The organism is Curtobacterium sp. MCLR17_051, from assembly GCF_003234395.1.
In the GTDB taxonomy this organism is placed as follows: domain Bacteria; phylum Actinomycetota; class Actinomycetes; order Actinomycetales; family Microbacteriaceae; genus Curtobacterium; species Curtobacterium flaccumfaciens.
Genome location: NZ_QKTA01000001.1, coordinates 327,263 through 344,286 on the forward strand (window position 1 = coordinate 327,263; position 17,024 = coordinate 344,286).

At 71.4% G+C, this 17,024-nt stretch carries 15 protein-coding genes; 7 read left to right on the plus strand and 8 right to left on the minus strand.

Features of this window, described 5'->3' with window-relative positions:
- Window positions 1–3: 3 nt before the first annotated feature.
- Window positions 4–963, minus strand: a complete 960-nt coding sequence (locus DEJ06_RS01640; protein ID WP_111038185.1) for an AraC family transcriptional regulator — start codon at window positions 961–963, stop codon at window positions 4–6.
- A 48-nt stretch (window positions 964–1,011) separates the two neighbouring features.
- Complete coding sequence (locus DEJ06_RS01645; protein WP_027466231.1) at window positions 1,012–1,974, minus strand: sugar-binding transcriptional regulator; 963 nt, start codon at window positions 1,972–1,974, stop codon at window positions 1,012–1,014.
- A gap of 191 nt (window positions 1,975–2,165) precedes the next feature.
- Here DEJ06_RS01645 and DEJ06_RS01650 point away from each other — a divergent pair, with 191 nt between their 5' ends.
- Complete coding sequence (locus DEJ06_RS01650) at window positions 2,166–3,899, plus strand: glycerol-3-phosphate dehydrogenase/oxidase (protein ID WP_111032090.1); 1,734 nt, start codon at window positions 2,166–2,168, stop codon at window positions 3,897–3,899.
- A gap of 73 nt (window positions 3,900–3,972) precedes the next feature.
- Here the strand turns inward: DEJ06_RS01650 and DEJ06_RS01655 are convergent, their stop codons facing one another.
- The gene (locus DEJ06_RS01655) at window positions 3,973–4,629 is read right to left on the minus strand and encodes a histidine phosphatase family protein (RefSeq protein WP_111038186.1); all 657 of its coding nucleotides are present in this window, start codon (window positions 4,627–4,629) and stop codon (window positions 3,973–3,975) included.
- A 28-nt stretch (window positions 4,630–4,657) separates the two neighbouring features.
- On the minus strand, window positions 4,658–4,780 hold the full coding sequence (gene ykgO, locus DEJ06_RS01660; RefSeq protein WP_017888460.1) for a type B 50S ribosomal protein L36: 123 nt from the start codon (window positions 4,778–4,780) through the stop codon (window positions 4,658–4,660).
- Between the two features lie 45 nt (window positions 4,781–4,825).
- Between ykgO and DEJ06_RS01665 the strand changes: the two genes are divergently transcribed.
- Complete coding sequence (locus tag DEJ06_RS01665) at window positions 4,826–5,854, plus strand: GTP-binding protein (RefSeq protein ID WP_111038187.1); 1,029 nt, start codon at window positions 4,826–4,828, stop codon at window positions 5,852–5,854.
- A 226-nt stretch (window positions 5,855–6,080) separates the two neighbouring features.
- On the opposite strand, the gene DEJ06_RS01670 is transcribed toward DEJ06_RS01665, so the two are convergent.
- Window positions 6,081–7,628, minus strand: coding sequence for an MFS transporter (locus DEJ06_RS01670; RefSeq protein ID WP_111038188.1), 1,548 nt, complete (start codon window positions 7,626–7,628; stop codon window positions 6,081–6,083).
- A gap of 191 nt (window positions 7,629–7,819) precedes the next feature.
- Between DEJ06_RS01670 and DEJ06_RS01675 the strand changes: the two genes are divergently transcribed.
- On the plus strand, window positions 7,820–8,344 hold the full coding sequence (locus tag DEJ06_RS01675) for a DinB family protein (RefSeq protein WP_111038189.1): 525 nt from the start codon (window positions 7,820–7,822) through the stop codon (window positions 8,342–8,344).
- Window positions 8,345–8,591: 247 nt separating this feature from the next.
- Here DEJ06_RS01675 and DEJ06_RS01680 read toward each other — a convergent pair whose 3' ends face one another.
- Complete coding sequence (locus DEJ06_RS01680) at window positions 8,592–9,563, minus strand: sugar-binding transcriptional regulator (protein WP_027466226.1); 972 nt, start codon at window positions 9,561–9,563, stop codon at window positions 8,592–8,594.
- A gap of 53 nt (window positions 9,564–9,616) precedes the next feature.
- Window positions 9,617–10,474, minus strand: coding sequence for a GolD/DthD family dehydrogenase (locus DEJ06_RS01685; protein WP_111038190.1), 858 nt, complete (start codon window positions 10,472–10,474; stop codon window positions 9,617–9,619).
- Between the two features lie 107 nt (window positions 10,475–10,581).
- Between DEJ06_RS01685 and DEJ06_RS01690 the strand changes: the two genes are divergently transcribed.
- The 4 genes from DEJ06_RS01690 (at window position 10,582) to DEJ06_RS01705 (ending at window position 15,379) form a co-directional block, all read left to right on the plus strand.
- Window positions 10,582–11,742, plus strand: coding sequence for a zinc-binding dehydrogenase (locus DEJ06_RS01690; RefSeq protein ID WP_111038191.1), 1,161 nt, complete (start codon window positions 10,582–10,584; stop codon window positions 11,740–11,742).
- Between the two features lie 29 nt (window positions 11,743–11,771).
- Window positions 11,772–13,088 (plus strand): MFS transporter, encoded by a 1,317-nt coding sequence (locus tag DEJ06_RS01695; protein ID WP_214521431.1) that lies wholly within the window; start codon window positions 11,772–11,774, stop codon window positions 13,086–13,088.
- A 72-nt stretch (window positions 13,089–13,160) separates the two neighbouring features.
- A complete protein-coding gene (locus DEJ06_RS01700; protein WP_111038192.1) occupies window positions 13,161–14,900 on the plus strand; it encodes a dihydroxyacetone kinase family protein in 1,740 nt (579 codons plus the stop codon).
- Window positions 14,897–15,379, plus strand: a complete 483-nt coding sequence (locus tag DEJ06_RS01705) for a ribose-5-phosphate isomerase (protein WP_111032100.1) — start codon at window positions 14,897–14,899, stop codon at window positions 15,377–15,379. Before DEJ06_RS01700 ends, DEJ06_RS01705 begins: the two co-directional genes overlap by 4 nt.
- Window positions 15,380–15,475: 96 nt before the next feature.
- On the opposite strand, the gene DEJ06_RS01710 is transcribed toward DEJ06_RS01705, so the two are convergent.
- Window positions 15,476–16,957, minus strand: coding sequence for an FGGY-family carbohydrate kinase (locus DEJ06_RS01710; RefSeq protein WP_111038193.1), 1,482 nt, complete (start codon window positions 16,955–16,957; stop codon window positions 15,476–15,478).
- Between the last annotated feature and the right edge of the window lie 67 nt (window positions 16,958–17,024).

The window sequence follows — 17,024 nt, forward strand, 5'->3', positions numbered from 1 at the left end:
CGGTCAGTGCCCGCGCAGCGACTCGCTCGGCAGCTCCCCGAAACGGCTGCGGTAGGTCGCCGAGAAGCGCCCGAGGTGCCCGAAGCCCCACGTCCGCGCGATCTCGGCCACCGTCGTCTCGTCCAGGCCACTGCCGACCAGGTCGGTCCGGGCACCGTCGAGTCGTACGCCGCGCAGGAGCTCCCCCGGCGTCTGGTCGAGGTGTCGGCGGAGGGACTGCTGCAGCCCGCGCGGGCTGAGCCCCGCCGCCGCCGCGATGTCCGGGGTGCCGATCGCTTCGCGCGCGTGCTCGTGCACGAACTCGAGCGCCCGGCGCAGGCGGTCGTGCTCCGGGCCGCTGCCGGACACCGTCGCGCGCCACTTGTTGCGCTGCGGGAAGGCCCGGATCGCCGCGGTCGCGAAGGCCTCGGCGATGTCGTGCTGCACCATCGGACTCATCGACCGGTCGACGTCGAGCCACGTGGCCGAGTACTTCCGCACCACCGACCGCCACAGCGCGATGCCGTCGGCCGTCGGGCGGCGCATCGGCTCGAAGGCGAAGTCGTCGTCGCCGGCCACGGCTCGGACGAAGTCGCGGTCCAGGTGCACCAGGTTCAGGGCGATGTCGCGGTGGTGCAGCGCGTACGGCTCGGCGAAGGGCAGCACGACAGGCACCCCGGCCTCGAGCTCGTACGTCTCGCCGCCCGAGGTGATCCGGCTCGAGCCGCTGCGCATCCAGGCGACCAGGAACTCGTCGTCGACCTGGCTCTCGCTCCGCAGGTCGACCATGAACCGTGACGAGCGCAGGGACATCCGCTCGTCACCGACGCCGGCGAAGTCCCAGTGGGCGTTCTCGTGGGTGCGACGGACCAGTGGCGCACGGAAGTCGTAGTCGCCCGTGAAGAACGCGAGCGCCTGGTCGACGTCGCTGCCGACCATCCGCCGGAAGTACCGCTGACCGGGCTGTTCGAGAGAAAGCACCATGGTCGAGAACCTAGGACCGACCACCGACAAAGTGCGTCAGGTCCTGACTCAGGGCTGCAGGATCGCCTGCCCCACGCTCTCGTCCAGGATCAGGTCCGTGATGAGCCCGGCGGCCAGCGCGCCCCGCAGCGACGCCGCCTTCGACCGCCCGGCGACGACGCAGACCCGCCGCGGCGCGCGCTTGATCGTGTCGAGGTCCGGAGCGCCGGCGCGGGCGTTCACCCCGATGTCCTTCCAGGAGCCGTCGGCCCGGTAGAACACCGTCGAGACGTCCCCGACGACCCCCGCCTGCGTGAGCTCGTCGCGGTCCTCGGGGTCGAGGTACCCGCCGGAGTACACGTGCGAGGGCACCGGGGCCTGCGGGGCACCGACACCGAACACGACGAGGTCCATCCGCTCGTGCAGGTCGAGCACACGGCGGATCGAACGCTCCCGGAACAGGGCCTCCTTCGTCGCGGGGTCGTCGAAGAACGCCGGCACCGGGAACTGCTGGACGAACGCGCCGTAGGCCTCGCCGAACCGGCGCAGGATCTCGGACGCGTAGACGATGCCCGTGGTGCGGGTGTTCGCGGCACCGTTGATCTGCACGATCGTCGAGCCGTGGGTGGTCTTCGGCACCAGGTAGCGGCTGACCGCACTCACGGTCGAGCCCCACGAGATCCCGATGACCATGTTCGACTCGACGTACTGCGTCAGGATCCGGGCGGCGGACAGCGCGACCCGCTCGAGCCGGTCGACGTCGCTCGTGTGGTCCGGCACCGGGACGACGTGCGCGTGCACCCCGAAGCGGGAGCGGATGCTCCGGCTCAGCGCAGCGGCCTGGTCCAGGGGCGACCGGATCTGGATGTCGACGAGCCCGGTGTCCCTGGCGTACTTGAGCAGCCGCGACACCGACGAGCGCGAGGTGCCGAGTTCGTCGGCGATCGCGTCCATCGTCAGGTCCTGCAGGTAGTACAGGTGGGCGGCGCGCAGCGCCTGCTGCGTGCGCATGGGCTGAGCCGCATCGCTCATGGTGCTCCGATCTGTCGAACGCAACCATGCACGGACGTGCAGGGCCTCTGCAACCCCTGCCGCGCCTCCTGACCGCCGTGTCGGGCCTGGACGACACGTGTGCTGCACGTTCGTGCACGCAAGTTGCCCGCCCTGTCGAACGAGCGCACGATCGACCTGACCCCACGAACAGACGAAGGAAGCGACGAACCATGTCGAAGAAGACACAGCCCCGGAACACGGTGACCGCCCTCACCGAGCGCCCGAACGCGCAGGTCCTCGTCGTCGGCGGCGGCATCAACGGCATCGCGACGTTCCGCGACCTGGCGCTCCAGGGCGTCGACGTCGCCCTGGTCGAGCGTGGCGACTACGCCTCCGGCGCCTCCGCGGCCTCGAGCCACATGATCCACGGCGGCATCCGCTACCTGGAGAACGGCGAGTTCCGCCTGGTGCGCGAGAGCGTGCAGGAGCGCAACGGCCTGATCCGCATCGCCCCGCACTACGTCAAGCCGCTGCAGACGACCATGCCGATCTTCTCGACGTTCTCCGGCATCATGAACGCCCCGCTGCGCATGCTGACGCACAAGCAGCGCTCCACCAAGGAGCGCGGCGCGATGCTCATCAAGATTGGCATGACGATCTACGACTCCTTCTCGCGTGACGGCGGCTCCGTCCCGAAGCACGTCTTCCGCACCAAGAAGGCCGCGCTCGAGGACATGCCCGCCCTCAACAAGGACCTGAAGTACACGGGCACCTACTACGACGCGAGCGTGCACGAGCCCGAGCGCCTGGCCCTCGACGTCCTGAAGGACGGCCTGGCCGCCGGAGCCGACAAGGCACGCGCCGTCAACTACGTCGAGGCAGCCGGCACCCGCGACGGCGGCGTCCTGCTGCGTGACCGCGAGACCGGCGACGAGTTCGTCTTCACGGCCGACGTCGTGATCAACGCCTCCGGCCCCTGGACCGACCTGACGAACGAGGCGTTCGGCGGCGAGACGAAGTTCATGGGCGGCACGAAGGGCTCGCACATCGTCGTCCACAACGACGAGCTGCTCGAGGCCACCAAGGGCCGCGAGCTGTTCTTCGAGAACGACGACGGCCGCATCGTCCTCATCTACCCGCTCAAGGGCCGGGTCCTCATCGGCACGACCGACATCGACGCCGACCCCGCGAAGCCGGTCACGACGACCGACGAGGAGATCGACTACTTCTTCGGGCTCGTCAAGCACGTGTTCCCGCAGATCGACGTCACCCGCGACCACATCGTCTACAGCTACTCCGGCATCCGTCCGCTCCCCCGCCACGAGGACACCGCCCCCGGCTTCGTGTCCCGTGACTACCGGATCGTGGACACCCAGATCGCCGGGCTGCCGAAGTCGACCGTGCTGTCGCTCGTCGGCGGCAAGTGGACGACCTTCCGTGCCCTCGCTGCACACCTGTCCACCGAGGCGACGACCAAGCTCGGCATGAGCCGCAAGGTCGACACCACGGGCATGCCGATCGGCGGTGGCAAGGAGTTCCCGACCACGGACGCCCAGCGCGCCCTGTGGATCAAGTCGCACCGCGACGGCCTGGACGAGTCGCTGGTCGAGGGGCTGCTCGAGCGCTACGGCACCCGTGCCGCCGAGGTCGTGGACGTCCTGACCGACGGCCCGGTCGAGCCGCTCGAGTCCGACCCGTCGCTCACCCGCGCCGAGGTCGCGTACTTCGCCCGCCACGAGCAGGCCGTCCACCTGGTGGACGTCGTCCTGCGCCGCACGAACCTGGCGTTCGTCGGCGGGGTCACGATCGACCTGCTCGACGAGCTGGCCGACGTGCTCGCCGGCGCGCTCGGCTGGACGACCGAGGAGCGCGCGGACGAGGTCCAGCGCACGCTCGACGTGCTGCGTGAGTCGCACGGCGTGATCGTGCCGCTGACGTCCGCATCGGCGTCGCAGCTCGCGTAGTCGACGCGACCGACCACAGACAGGAGGCGCGGTGCCAGCTGGCACCGCGCCTCCTGTCTGTCTGCTGGTCGCGTCAGAAACGCTCGCCGGTGGGGTCGAGCGCCGTGCGGTCGATGAGCTGGTCGCCGCCGACCGGTTCGCCTTCCCAGTCGACCAGGCGCCAGCCGTCGGCGAACGACCCCTCGAGCTCGACGATGCCGGTGTTCTCCAGGTGACGCTTCGTGCCGAAGTGGTCCGGGGTGTTCTGCGCAGCTGCGCTCGCCCACGTGCGGATCGCGGCACCGTGGCTGACGGCGGCGGCGACGGCGACCCCGGTGGCCTCGATCTGCCGGACGGCGTCGTCGTAGCGCTCGAAGAACTCGACGCCGCTCTCCGCACCGGGCATCCGGGTCGTCCGGTCACCGCCGGACCAGCCGTGCACGGTGGAGATGTAGGTCTGCACGGACACCTTGTCGCTCTTGCCCTGGGTGTCGCCCGCCTCGATCTCACGCAGGCCCGGCAGCACCTCGGGCTCGAGGCCGAGCGAGGTCGCCAGGGGCGCCGCGGTGATCTGCGTGCGGACCATCGTCGACACGAACAGTCGCTCGATCCCCCGGTCGGCGAGCGCTGCGGGCAGGGCGTCGGCCTGCTGCTGCCCGAGCTCGGTCAGCCCCGGTCCGGGCACCACGGCATCGAGGATGCCGTGCACGTTCGCGGGGGTCTGGCCGTGGCGGATGAGCAGCAGTCGCATGCCGCCACCCTACGGACCGCCGCTGACGTCAGCCCTGCCGGGTGTTCCAGCGGGGGTTCTTCTTGTTGATGACGTAGACGCGACCCCGGCGTCGGACCACCTGCGAGCCGGGGATCTTCTTCAGGGCCTTGAGGGAGTTGCGGACCTTCACGACGAGCCTCCTTGTTGATAACGGTTTTCAGTTACAGTAGCGGACATGCGTGCTGCTGCCATCACCCTCGTCACCGCCCTGCACCAGGTCGACGCCGACCGCGTCGCCGCCCGGATCTCGGACGGACACCGGATGCACGTCGCCGGGAGTGCCTTCGCCACCGCCCGCGCCGTGGCCGACCGCGCCGACCAGCTCGACCGGGTCTGCGGACCCGACGCGGGCCACGGGCTCGTCGTCACCCTGCACCCGGGAGCCGATGCCCGAGCGGTCGGCATGCTGCTCGCCAACGCGGCACGGTCCGAGACCGGCGACGACCGGGTGCTGCGGCACGTCGTCGGGGTACTGCGGGCCGACGATGTCGCGCACCTGCTGTGGTCGGACGTCGACGACGCCTTCGTGGCCGCGGACCGGATGGCCGCACTCGTCGAGTACGCGACGGTGATCGCCCTGGACCGCATCGAGCCGCTGTCGGGCCGTCGGCGACGGGCGCTCGTGTCACTACTGCACCGGATGGCGCCCCAGGCCGTGATCGTCGCCATGCCCGCGATCCGGAGCGCCGCCGACCTGCCTGCCTCGAACGGTGGAGCCGCACGGGTGCTCGCCACCGGTGCCGGCTGGATGCGGGCGCTGTCGAGCGGCGCGGACACCGGGCGCGAGGCCCGCGACGCCCTGGTCTCGATGCGCTACCGGGAGCCGCTGCCGTTCCACCCCGGGCGACTCTCGACCGTCATCGCCGAGGACCTGTCCGCCGGCGTGAACGGCCGCGTGCTGCGGTCGCGGGGGTTCTTCCGCCTGGCGTCCCGGCCGGACCACGTCGGCTCGTGGTCGAGCTTCGGGTCGATGCTCGCGCTCGACCCCACCGCGAACCCGTCGTGGGACGCCGACGCCCCGATCGGGCAGGCGCTGTGGTTCGTCGGCGAGCAGCTCGACGTCCGGGCGATCGAGCGGGCGCTCGACGGGGCGCTGCTCACGCCGTCGGAGCTGCTCGCCGGGCCGGACGTGTGGCGCGGCTGGCCGGACCCGTTCCCGGTGTGGCCCGCGGTGGACCCGGCGTCGGAGCACCGGCACGAGTGAGGTGGGGCGCGGGAGGCTGCGCACTCGTCTTGCGACAGAGCACGAGTCGATCGACGCGTGCATCGTCGTCTCATGCGCACACATCCGCTCCGTGCGCATGTTGCGACAGAACGCGCGTGGATCGTCGCGTGGATCGTCGCAGTGTGCGCACGCACGGACGGGAGGCGCGGTGCGGGTCGGACCCGCACCGCGCCTCCCGTCCGTGGTCACGTCGAGAACCGCAGCGTCACCGCACCGGCGACGCCTCCCGCGCTGCAGCCTCACGCGCAGCAGCCTCACGCGCAGCGGCAGCCGCCGCGTCCTGCGCCGCGAACGGCAGGTCACCGAGGTCCAGGTGCGGGTTCGTGTCCTGCGTGAGCACGAGCTCCTTCGCCTCGTCCTCGGTCTCCACGGCCGGCATCGACCCGGGCAGCGGGCGCTGCGAGGACTCCTTCATGCAGAAGACACCGATCGCTCCGACGACGCTCATCGCCATCAGGAAGTACGCCGGCGCGAGCTCGTCACCCGTCGCGGTGAGCAGCGCCTGCACGATCAGGGGCGTGGTCCCACCGAACACCGCGATCGCGATGTTGTAGGCGAAGCCCATGCCGCCGTACCGCGTCGAGGTCGGGAACAGCGCCGGCAGCGACGCAGCCTGGTTCGACACCCAGAGCGCGGTCATGAGCGCGAGCAGCCCGAGGCCGGCGAGCGTCGACCACTGCGCCCCGTGCCCGATGAGCATGAACGCCGGCACGACGAGCACGACGGTGGTGGCGGCACCGATCCACATCACGACGCGGCGGCCGACGCGGTCGGAGAGCTTGCCGGTCAGCGGGAGCATCACCGCGAGCAGCAGGAGCACCGGGATCGTCAGCAGCGTGCCGTCGATGGCAGAGTACCCGAGCGAGTCGGTCAGGTACGTCGGCATGTACGAGGTCAGGGCGTAGCCCACGGTGTTCGACGCGGCGACGAGCATGATCGCGATGACGATCGGGCGCCAGTGCTGACGGACCATCGCGACGACGTTGGCCGGACGCTCACCGTCGAAGGACGCACGGGACTCGGTCGCGGCCTCCTGTGCGGCCTGGGTCGCCTGGAACACCGGCGACTCCTCGATCCGCAGACGGAAGTAGATGGCCACGACGCCGATCACACCGGCCGCCAGGAACGGGAACCGCCAGCCGTAGGCGGTCATCGCCTCGTCGCCGAGGGTGAGCTGCAGCACCGACACCACCGTGGCACCGAGCGCGAAGCCCAGGTAGCTGCCGAAGTCCAGGATGCTCGCGAAGAACCCACGACGGCGGTCCGGGGCGTACTCCGTGACGAACGTCGTCGCCCCGGCGTACTCACCACCGGTCGAGAAGCCCTGCGCGAGCTTCAGCACGACGAGCAGGATCGGGCCGAACACGCCGATCGTCGCGTACGCGGGGAGCGCCCCGATCAGGAACGTCGACGCCGCCATCATGATCAGCGTCGTCGCGAGCACCTTCTGCCGGCCGATCTTGTCGCCGAGGCGTCCGAACACGATGCCGCCCAGGGGCCGTGCGATGTAGGTCGCCGCGAACACCCCGAGGCTGAACAGGATCTGCACCGAGGGTTCGGCCGTCGGCAGGAAGACCTTCCCCATCGTGACGGCCAGGTAGCCGTACACACCGACGTCGTACCACTCCATGGTGTTGCCGACGACCATGCCGCTGACGGCTCGTCGCATCATGCTCTTGTCGACCACGGTGACGTCGCTCTCGCGCAGCCGTCGGTGTGGTCGGGTGTTGGTACTGCTGGGGTCGGAACCCATGCCTTGCTCCTCGAGAAGATCGGTGGGCCGTCGGGAACCGGCCCAGAACAGCGAGCGACGTTACCGAGCAACCGAAATGTCATTGGCCGGTGATTCTCAGGGAACGGCGTGTCACCCGAACGGGGGTCGCCGCCGATCCGCACCAGTCCGGCGAACCCGGAAGCTGAGTAACGAGGCCGTAACATCGGCCCATGGCGATCGAACCCGAGACGAAGAACTGGACGTGGGTCATCGAGTCCGCGTGTCCCGAGTGCGGCTACGACGGCAGCGCGGTCACCGTCCGCGACGTGCCGGGCATCATCGACGAGAACACCGCCGGGTGGCCCGATGTCCTCGGGCGCGACGACGTGCGCAACCGCCCGGACGACCACACGTGGTCCCCGCTCGAGTACGGCGCCCACGTGCGGGACGTGCACCGGAAGATGGCGGAGCGCCTCGAGCTGATGCTCACCGAGGACGCACCGACGTTCCCGAACTGGGACCAGGACGCCACCGCCGTCGAGGACCGTTACGGCGAGCAGGACCCCGCGGTCGTCGCTCGGGAACTGCGGGAGTCGGCGGACCGCGCGGCCCGGGCCTTCGCCGCCGTCCCCGACGAGGTGCTCGGGCGCACCGGGCTCCGGTCCGACGGCAGCGCGTTCACCGTCGCGACGCTCGCCACCTACTACGCGCACGACCCGGTGCACCACCTGTGGGACGTGCGGCGCACGCTCTAGACGTGGGGACCACCGGCCTGGAGGCGCGGTGCGGCCCCGCCCCGCGCCTCCAGGCCGCCTGCGGTCACCCCCGAAACCGGGCGTGCCTGCCGAATCCGGGCGTACCTACCGGAATCGGGCGTACCTGCCGGACTCGGGCGTACCTACCGGAACCGGGCGTACCTGCCACGAAGAATCGACCAGGTATGCCCGAAAGCACCCTCCATCGCACGCGTGATGGGAAGGATCGGGCGCCGAACCGGAGCGCTCAGGCGAGTGCGTCGAGCACGGCGCGCGCCGTCGCGGCGTCCGTCACCAGCTCGTTGACCAGCCCGCCCCGCACCGCAGCGACGATGCTCGTGACCTTGGCGCTGCCCACGGCGACCCCGACCGCGTGCGGCACGGTCGACAGGATCTCGCGCGAGGTCCGCACCATCCGGTCACTGCCGGGGAACTCGATCGGCGAGCCGTCCGCGGCGTAGAAGTTCAGGCAGACGTCGCCGGCCGCCCGGTCGAACGCGGCGTCCTCGACCGGGATGCCCCGGGCCAGGGCGTCCCGCGTGTGGGTCGGCGCCCCGATGCCGAGGATCGCGCCCTTCGCCCGGCTCCAGAGCCCGACGACGTGCTGGAACGCCGGGTCCTCGTCGAGGGTGGACCGCATCGCCGGGGACGGCAGCGCCTGGGCGAACAGGAACGCCGGGATCGCGCCGGAGTGCTCCGCGGCCGTCCGGGTGATCTCGTTCGTCTGGAACCACGGCATCGGGTCGGCCTGCCCGCCCACGGTCGGGACGAGCTGCACGCCGGGCATGGTCGGCATGCCGGACCGTGCGACGTCGTACACGGTGCGACCGGACGACATCAGGACGGCGTCACCGGGGACGAGTCCCATGCCCTCGACCGCGGCGGCCAGCGGCGCGGCCAGGTCGGCGCCGAGCGTGGCGGCGTGCGTGACCGCGGCGAGGTGCACCGCGCGGAGCCCGAGCACGACCTGCAGCCGTTCGGCGAGCGCCACGGTCTCGTCCTGGAACGGGTCGACGACCTCGATGCGGACGAGTCCGGCCTTGCGGGCCTCGGCCACGAGCCGCGAGACGGTCGGGCGTGAGACACCGAGGCGCGAGGCGATCTCGACCTGGGTGGCGTCCTCGAGGTAGTACATCCGCGCCGCCTGGTAGACGGTGTCCAGCGGGAACCGGGTCCGCGACGCGTCGGGGCCGGGGCCAGCGGTGCTCTCGGACGACATGGAGCAGGACCCTTCGACTCGATCGGACACCGCGATCGTAGTCCGAGCAGGGCTCAGCGGATCGTGAACCCGCCGTCCACACGGAGGTCCGCACCGTTCACCATGGCGCTCGACTCCCCCGCCAGGAACAGCACGGCCGCGGCGATCTCGTCGGGTGTCGCGAAGCGGCCGGTGGGGATCTCGTCCTGGTGCCGGATGCCGTTCTCGTTCGCCCAGGCCGCACGGCCGAGGTCGGTGAGGACGACGGTCGGCGACACGGTGTTCACGGTGACGCCGCGTCCGCCCCACTCGAGCGCGAGCACCGTCGTCAGGCCGATGACGCCGGCCTTCGAGGCGCAGTAGGCGGCGTGCCCGTCGATGCCGACGTGGGCCGCCTGCGACGCGATGTTCACGATCCGCCCGTACCCGGCGTCGAGCATGTGCCGGCCGACGGCCTGCGCCACACGGAACGTGCCGGTCAGGTTGACGTGGATGGTCGCCGCCCAGGTGTCGGCTGCCAGGTCCTCCGCCGGGGCGAGCGCGGCGATGCCGGCGCAGTTCACCAGCACGTCGACGCCACCGAAGTGCCGGACGACGTCCGCCACGGTGCGGGTCACGGAGTCGGCATCGGTCACGTCACAGGCGAACCCGGCGTGGAGGCCCGTGGCCGTGCCCGCCCCGTCGGCGGCGGCGTCCGGCCCGGCCGTCACGGGCAGCGCGGACGTGGGCAGGTCGGCCGCGGCCGACGTGGCGCCGTCCGCACGGACGTCGACGACGGCGACACGGGCACCCCGTGCAGCCAGGGCCCGGGCGATGGCGTTGCCGATGCCCGACGCCCCGCCGGTCACCACCGCCGTACGGCCGCTGAAGTCGTTGGTCAGGTCGATCGTGTCGGGGCCCGGTCGGAGGGCCGCGGCGAAGTCCGTCGTCATGTTCGCTCCCTTGCGTTCGGTGCCGAACCTACCAGAAATTGTGTTCTGGACAAACGTTCTGGAAGGTGTACAGTCATCGCCGAAGCCACCCAACGGAGGAACAGCTCATGTCGACGACGACCGAGAACGCGGCCACGACCGCCCCCACCACGATCCCCACGACGATGCGCGCCGTCGTCGTCCACGGCCCCGGTGACTACCGGCTCGAGGAGCGTCCCGTCCCGACGCCCGGCCCCGGGGAACTCCTGCTCCGCACCGACGCCGTCGGCATCTGCGCGAGCGACCTAAAGTGCTACCACGGTGCCGCGAAGTTCTGGGGCGACGAGAACCGAGCGGCCTGGGCGGAGCGCGACCGCATCCCCGGACACGAGTTCGTCGGCACGATCGTCGCCGGTGACGACGCCGCCCTGGCCAAGCGCGGCGTCGACCTGGGCGACCGGATCGCCTGCGAGCAGATCGTGCCGTGCTGGGAGTGCCGCTACTGCCTCGAGGGCGCGTACTGGATGTGCAACGTGCACGACATGTTCGGCTTCAAGGGCTACGACGGCGCGATGGCCGAGTACGTGCTCGTGCCGGCGAAGGCGCTGACCCACCCGGTGTCGAAGGCGCTGCCCGGCCAGGTCGCCGCGTTCTCCGAGCCGTTGTCCTGCGCCTTCCACGCAGTCGAGCGCGGGGACATCAAGTTCGGCGACACCGTGGTGATCGCCGGTGCGGGCCCGATCGGTCTCTCCGCCATCGCCGGTGCGCGGCAGAAGAACCCGCTCCGGATCATCGCGCTCGACGTGGTCGAGGCGAAGCTCGAGCTGGCTCGCAAGGTCGGCGCCGACCTCACGATCAACATCGCCCAGGAGGACGCGGTCGCCCGGGTCAAGGAGCTCACCGACGGCTACGGTGCCGACGTCTACATCGAGGCCACCGGGCACCCGTCCGCGGTGCCGCAGGGACTGAACCTGCTCCGCAAGCTCGGGACCTTCGTCGAGTACTCGGTGTTCAAGGACGACGTGTCCGTGGACTGGTCGATCATCTCGGACGACAAGGAACTCGACGTGCGCGGCGCCCACCTCGGCCCGCACACCTGGCCGGCGGCGATCAAGCTGCTCGAGGCCGAGACCCTGCCGATGTCGGAGATCTGCACGCACCAGTTCCCGCTCGAGCAGTTCCAGGAGGCCCTCGACCTGGTCGGCGACTCCGCCGGTGCCAGCGTCAAGGTGTCGATCATCCCGTCCCTGACCGCCCCCACCACGGCCGCACAGGCCGCTCAGGCCTGACCGACCCCGCCAGCAGGGAGAGAACGAGCATGTCAGCGACGACAGCCCGCGCCACTGGCGCCCGCACGACCGCGCCCCGCACCGAGGGCCGCCTGGACCGGATGGGCATCCCCCGTCCGCTCGCCCTCGGGTTCGTCGCCGTCCTGGTCTTCATGACCGGGAACGGCGTCGAATCGAACTTCATCACGCCGCACATGGTGGCGGTCCTCGGCAGCCCCGAGGCCACCGTGGCGACGATCGTCACGTTCTACAGCCTGGCCGCACTGATCGGCAGCTACGTCTCGGGGGCTCTGTCCGACCTGGTCGGCCCGCGCCGCGTGATGATCCTCGGCTTCGCCGTCTGGGTCGTGTTCGAGGTCCTGTTCCTGCTGGCACTCGGCGCCGGCAGTGTCCCGTTCGCCGCCGTCACCTACGCGTTGCGCGGGTTCGGCTACCCGCTGTTCGCCTTCGCGTTCCTGGTCTGGGTGAACATCACCACCCCGGTCGAACGGAACGGCTCGGCGGTCGGCTGGTTCTACGTCGCCTTCACGGGTGGCCTGCCGACCCTCGGCTCGCTGTTCGCGATCGGTGCCATCCCGGTGTTCGGCGGCGGAACGGTCGGTGAGACCGGCGCGATGGTCGCCTCGATCGGTCTCGTCGTGATCGGGTTCCTCATCATGCTGTTCGGCGTCCGGCTGCCGAACGGGTTCACGCGCATCGCCCCCGCCGGCGAGAGCGCCTGGCAGGTGCTGACGAGCGGCATCCGCCTGACGGTCACGCGACCGAAGATCCTGATGGGCTTCCTCGTCCGCCTGATCAACACCGCGCCGGAGTTCGGCATGTTCGTCGTGCTCCCCGCGGTCATCGCGAACGAGCGCGGCTGGGGCCAGAGCCGCTGGCTGCTCATGACCGTCTGCGTCTACGCGACGAACATCCTGGTCAACGCCCTGTTCGGTTGGGTCGGCGACAAGATCGGCTGGCAGCGCACCGTCAAGTGGTTCGGCATCGTCGGCTCCGCGCTCGGGCTCATCGCCTGGTGGTACGTGCCGCAGCTCGTCCCCGCCGGTTCGGACTGGGGCTACGTGCTCTCCGTCGTCGCCGGGTGCGTGTTCGGCTGCCTGCTCGCCGGGTTCGTGCCGATGGGCGCGATCATGCCGGCGCTCGCCCCCGAGCACAAGGGCGCCGCGATGGCGATGTACACCACGGCCGCCGGCGGTGCCGCGTTCCTCGGCACCGGCGTCGTCGCCGCGGTCTTCGCCCTCGGCGGCGGCGGCCAGGCCGCCACGTGGACGTTCGTCGGCCTGTACGCCTGCGCGTTCGTGATGATCCACTTCCTCAAGGTCCCGCAGGGCGACCGAGGACACTGAGTTCCGGGCGACGACGGCCGTCCCGTCGTCGCCCGGTGCACCACCCACCACCATCCCCGGAGGACCCGCACCATGACCACGATCCACGACGACCCGGACGAGTTCGCCGAAGACCAGCTGAGCGGCTGGCTCGCGCTCTACGCCGACCGGGTCCGCGGCGTCCACGGCGGCGTCGTCACCCTGCCCACCGAGGGAGCCGCACCGCAGGTCGCCGTCGTCGTCGGGGGCGGCTCCGGCCACTACCCCGCGTTCTGCGGCGTCGTCGGCCCGGGCTTCGCCACCGGCGCCGTCGTCGGCAACGTCTTCACCTCGCCGTCGACCGCGCAGGTCTACTCGGTCGCCAAGGCCGCCGACCAGGGCCGCGGTGTCGTGCTGTCGTTCGGCAACTACGCCGGTGACACCATGAACTTCGGGCTCGCGGCCGAGCGGCTGCGTGCCGAGGGCATCGACACCCGCATCGTCGTGGTCACCGACGACGTCGCCAGTGCCGACGACGAGACGAAGCGCCGCGGCATCGCCGGTGACTTCTCCGTCTTCAAGGCGATGGGCGCCGCCGCTGCCGAGGGAGCCGACCTCGACGAGGTCGAACGGATCGGCCGGGCGTCGAACGCCGCGACCCGCACCATCGGCGTCGCGTTCTCCGGCTGCACCATGCCCGGTGCGACCGAACCGCTGTTCACCGTCCCCGACGGCCACCTCGGCCTGGGGCTCGGCATCCACGGCGAGCCGGGCATCCAGGACGTCCCGCTGCTCCGGGCGACGGACCTGGCGTCCCTGCTCGCCGAACGGCTGCTCACCGACCGCCCCGCAGCCGCCGGCTCCCGGGTCGCCCCGATCCTCAACGGGCTCGGTGACACCAAGTACGAGGAGCTCTTCCTGCTCTGGGGCCGGGTGCTGCCGCTGCTGCAGGAAGCCGGGCTCCAGGTCGTCGAACCCGAGGTCGGCGAACTCGTCACGAGCCTCGACATGGGCGGCTGCTCGCTGACGCTGCAGTGGCTCGACGACGAACTCGAACGGCTCTGGCGCGCCGACGCCTACACGCCCGCGTACCGCAAGGTGGCGGCGCCGGTCGCGGCGCTCGTGCCGGCCGACGCGGTGGACGCCGCCGAGGATGAGGCGACGGTCGTGCCGGAGGCGACCGATGCCTCCCGGCAGGCCGCGCAGACGGCGCGAGCCGCCGTCGAGGCGATGGACGCGCTGCTGCGCGAGCACGAGGAGACGCTCGGCCGCATCGACGCGGTCGCCGGGGACGGCGACCACGGCCGCGGCATGGTCAAGGGGATCGGCGCGGCGCGCAAGGCGGTCGACGGGCTCGGCCCGGAGGCCGGGGTCGCCTTCGTCCTCGGACGCGCCGGTGACGCGTGGGCCGCGTTCGCGGGCGGCACCTCCGGTGTCCTGTGGGGCGCCGCACTCGAGGCGTTCGGCCGCTCCCTCGGCGACGACCGCGAGTCGTACCAGGCCGCCGACGTCGTCGACGCGGCGCAGGCCTTCGCCGACTCGATCGTCCACCTGGGCGGGGCGTCCCGCGGGGACAAGACACTGCTCGACGCGCTGCTGCCGTTCGTGGACGAACTGCGCGGGGCCGTCGACACCGGCGCACCGCTCGTGGCAGCGTGGGAGACCGCGGCGCGGGTCGCGGTCGAGCAGGCCGAGGCCACCGCCGACCTCACGCCGAGGGTCGGACGGGCCAGGCCGCTGGCCGAGAAGAGCCTGGGGACACCCGACGCGGGTGCCACCTCGATGGGGATGATCCTCACGCGGATCGGCGAGGTCCTCGCCGCCCGTGCTGACAAGGAAGGAACACACGCATGACGTACCGTCTCGTGATCGGGTCCGACGACGCCGGGTTCGACTACAAGGAGATCATCAAGGCCGACCTGCTCGCCGACGACCGGGTGTCGGACGTCACCGACGTCGGCGTCGACGCGGACGGCCACACCGCCTACCCCCACGTCGCCGTGGACGCTGCGCGCCTGGTGGCGAACGGCGAGGCCGACCGGGCGATCCTGATCTGCGGCACCGGCCTCGGTGTGGCGATCAGCGCCAACAAGGTGCCGGGCATCCGTGCCGTCACCGCGCACGACTCGTACAGCGTGGAACGGTCGATCCTGTCGAACGACGCCCAGGTGCTCTGCATGGGGCAGCGCGTCGTCGGCATCGAGCTCGCCCGCCGTCTGGCGAAGGAGTGGCTCGGCTACGAGTTCGACCGTTCCAGTGCCAGCGCCGAGAAGGTCAACGCCATCTGCGAGTACGACGGCAGCGCACCGGCCGGGGTCGACGCCCAGGCGTAGGCAGGGTTCCGCACGACACCGGTGTTCGCGCGCTGAACACGCCCGTTCGGGTGTTCGGCACGCGAACACCGGTGTTCCGCCGGGCGCCGCCGCCGCTCAGCCGCGCGCGGCCAGGCGGTGCACGACGGCCTTCGTCGCCTCGTACAGCTCGCGGTAGTCCCGGTAGCCGGCCTCGTACGCCGCGGTCGCCGCAGGGTCCGGTTCGATCACCGTCGCCGGCGGGTTCCACGCACCGATGTCCACGGTGTCGCCCGGCCCCGCGACGAGCTCGGCAGCCAGGTACGCCGAGCCGAAGCACGCACCGATCGTCACGCTCGGCACCGTCTGCCGCAGCCCGGTGACGTCCGACACGATCGTGGGCCACAGCCGTCCGAGCAGCCCGCCGCCGGCCCCGACGAGTTCGCGGACCTCGACCCCGGCGTCGCGCAGCGCCTCGAGGTGGTGCCGTACCGCGTACGCCGTCGCCTCGAGCGTCGCCCGGTAGATGTCCCCGCGCGTGTGCCGGACCGTCAGTCCCGCGAGCACTCCGCGGGCGTCGGGGTCGGCGATCGGCGTCCGCTCCCCCGCGAAGTACGGCAGCATCAGCAGCCCGTTCGCCCCGATGCCGGAGCACCGCGCTTCCTCGAGCATGGTCGACCACTCGCCGTCGACCAGCCGTCGCAGCCAGTCCGTGATCGCCCCGGAGGTCGCCATCCCCCCGGACACGCTCGGCTGGCCCGGGTGCGTGCCGACGGTCGTCCACATCCCCGGCACCGCCGTGGGTTCGGCCGTCGGCACGATCATGAACATCGTGGTGCCGTACTGCAGGAACATCCGGCCCGGCACGGACTCACCGACGCTCACGCCCTCGGCCCAGGCGTCGATGGTCCCGGCCGTCACGGGGATGCCGGCCGGGAGGCCCGTGGCCGCGGCCGCCTCGGGTGTCACGACGCCCGCCTGGTCGCCCGACCACAGCAGGCGCGGCATGGCGAGACCGGGCGCCAGCCGGTCGCACCACTCCGGGATCCACCGGTTCGCGTGCACGTCGTAGAGGGGTGTCGTCTGACTGGCCGAGTGGTGGTCGAGGACGTACTCGCCCGTCAGCCGCTCGACCACGCGGGACGACGGCATCGTGAACCGGGCGGCCCGCGCCCAGACGTCGGGTTCGTGCCGGGCGAGCCAGGCGAGCTTCACGCCGGCGGCCTGGGTGCTCAGGGCGGACCCGCAGCGGGCCCGGATCGCGTCCTCGCCGCCGAGCTCGGCCGCGACGTCGTCGAGCAGCTCCGCCGTGCGGGTGTCGATGCCGTACAGGATCGCCGGACCGAGCGGCGCACCGTCGACGTCGGTCAGCAGCGCACACGGTCCGATGCCACTCACGCCGACCGCCTGCACCTCGACGTCGGGCACGCGGTCGAGCAGGGAGCGGGTGAGGGCGGTGAACTCCTCCCACCAGACGTCGGAGTCCATCTCGACCAGACCCTGCTCGGGGCGGTCGACCTCGTGGCGACGGCTCACCTCGGCGAGCACGGTGCCGTCGAACCGGGCCAGCAACGCCTTCGTGCTCGACGTCCCGATGTCCAGACCGAGCACCGCTCGCATGCCGCCTCCTTCGCCGCCACGCGACCGCCGCCGGTCGCGCCACGAGTCTACGAGCGACGCCCAGCTG

Bases quoted from the DNA above. Each gene is read 5' to 3' on its own strand.
- DEJ06_RS01640 (WP_111038185.1), bottom strand. From the start codon at position 963: ATGGTGCTTTCTCTCGAACAGCCCGGTCAGCGGTACTTCCGGCGGATG.
- DEJ06_RS01645 (WP_027466231.1), bottom strand. From the start codon at position 1,974: ATGAGCGATGCGGCTCAGCCCATGCGCACGCAGCAGGCGCTGCGCGCC.
- DEJ06_RS01650 (WP_111032090.1), top strand. From the start codon at position 2,166: ATGTCGAAGAAGACACAGCCCCGGAACACGGTGACCGCCCTCACCGAG.
- DEJ06_RS01655 (WP_111038186.1), bottom strand. From the start codon at position 4,629: ATGCGACTGCTGCTCATCCGCCACGGCCAGACCCCCGCGAACGTGCAC.
- DEJ06_RS01665 (WP_111038187.1), top strand. From the start codon at position 4,826: ATGCGTGCTGCTGCCATCACCCTCGTCACCGCCCTGCACCAGGTCGAC.
- DEJ06_RS01670 (WP_111038188.1), bottom strand. From the start codon at position 7,628: ATGGGTTCCGACCCCAGCAGTACCAACACCCGACCACACCGACGGCTG.
- DEJ06_RS01675 (WP_111038189.1), top strand. From the start codon at position 7,820: ATGGCGATCGAACCCGAGACGAAGAACTGGACGTGGGTCATCGAGTCC.
- DEJ06_RS01680 (WP_027466226.1), bottom strand. From the start codon at position 9,563: ATGTCGTCCGAGAGCACCGCTGGCCCCGGCCCCGACGCGTCGCGGACC.
- DEJ06_RS01685 (WP_111038190.1), bottom strand. From the start codon at position 10,474: ATGACGACGGACTTCGCCGCGGCCCTCCGACCGGGCCCCGACACGATC.
- DEJ06_RS01690 (WP_111038191.1), top strand. From the start codon at position 10,582: ATGTCGACGACGACCGAGAACGCGGCCACGACCGCCCCCACCACGATC.
- DEJ06_RS01695 (WP_214521431.1), top strand. From the start codon at position 11,772: ATGTCAGCGACGACAGCCCGCGCCACTGGCGCCCGCACGACCGCGCCC.
- DEJ06_RS01700 (WP_111038192.1), top strand. From the start codon at position 13,161: ATGACCACGATCCACGACGACCCGGACGAGTTCGCCGAAGACCAGCTG.
- DEJ06_RS01705 (WP_111032100.1), top strand. From the start codon at position 14,897: ATGACGTACCGTCTCGTGATCGGGTCCGACGACGCCGGGTTCGACTAC.
- DEJ06_RS01710 (WP_111038193.1), bottom strand. From the start codon at position 16,957: ATGCGAGCGGTGCTCGGTCTGGACATCGGGACGTCGAGCACGAAGGCG.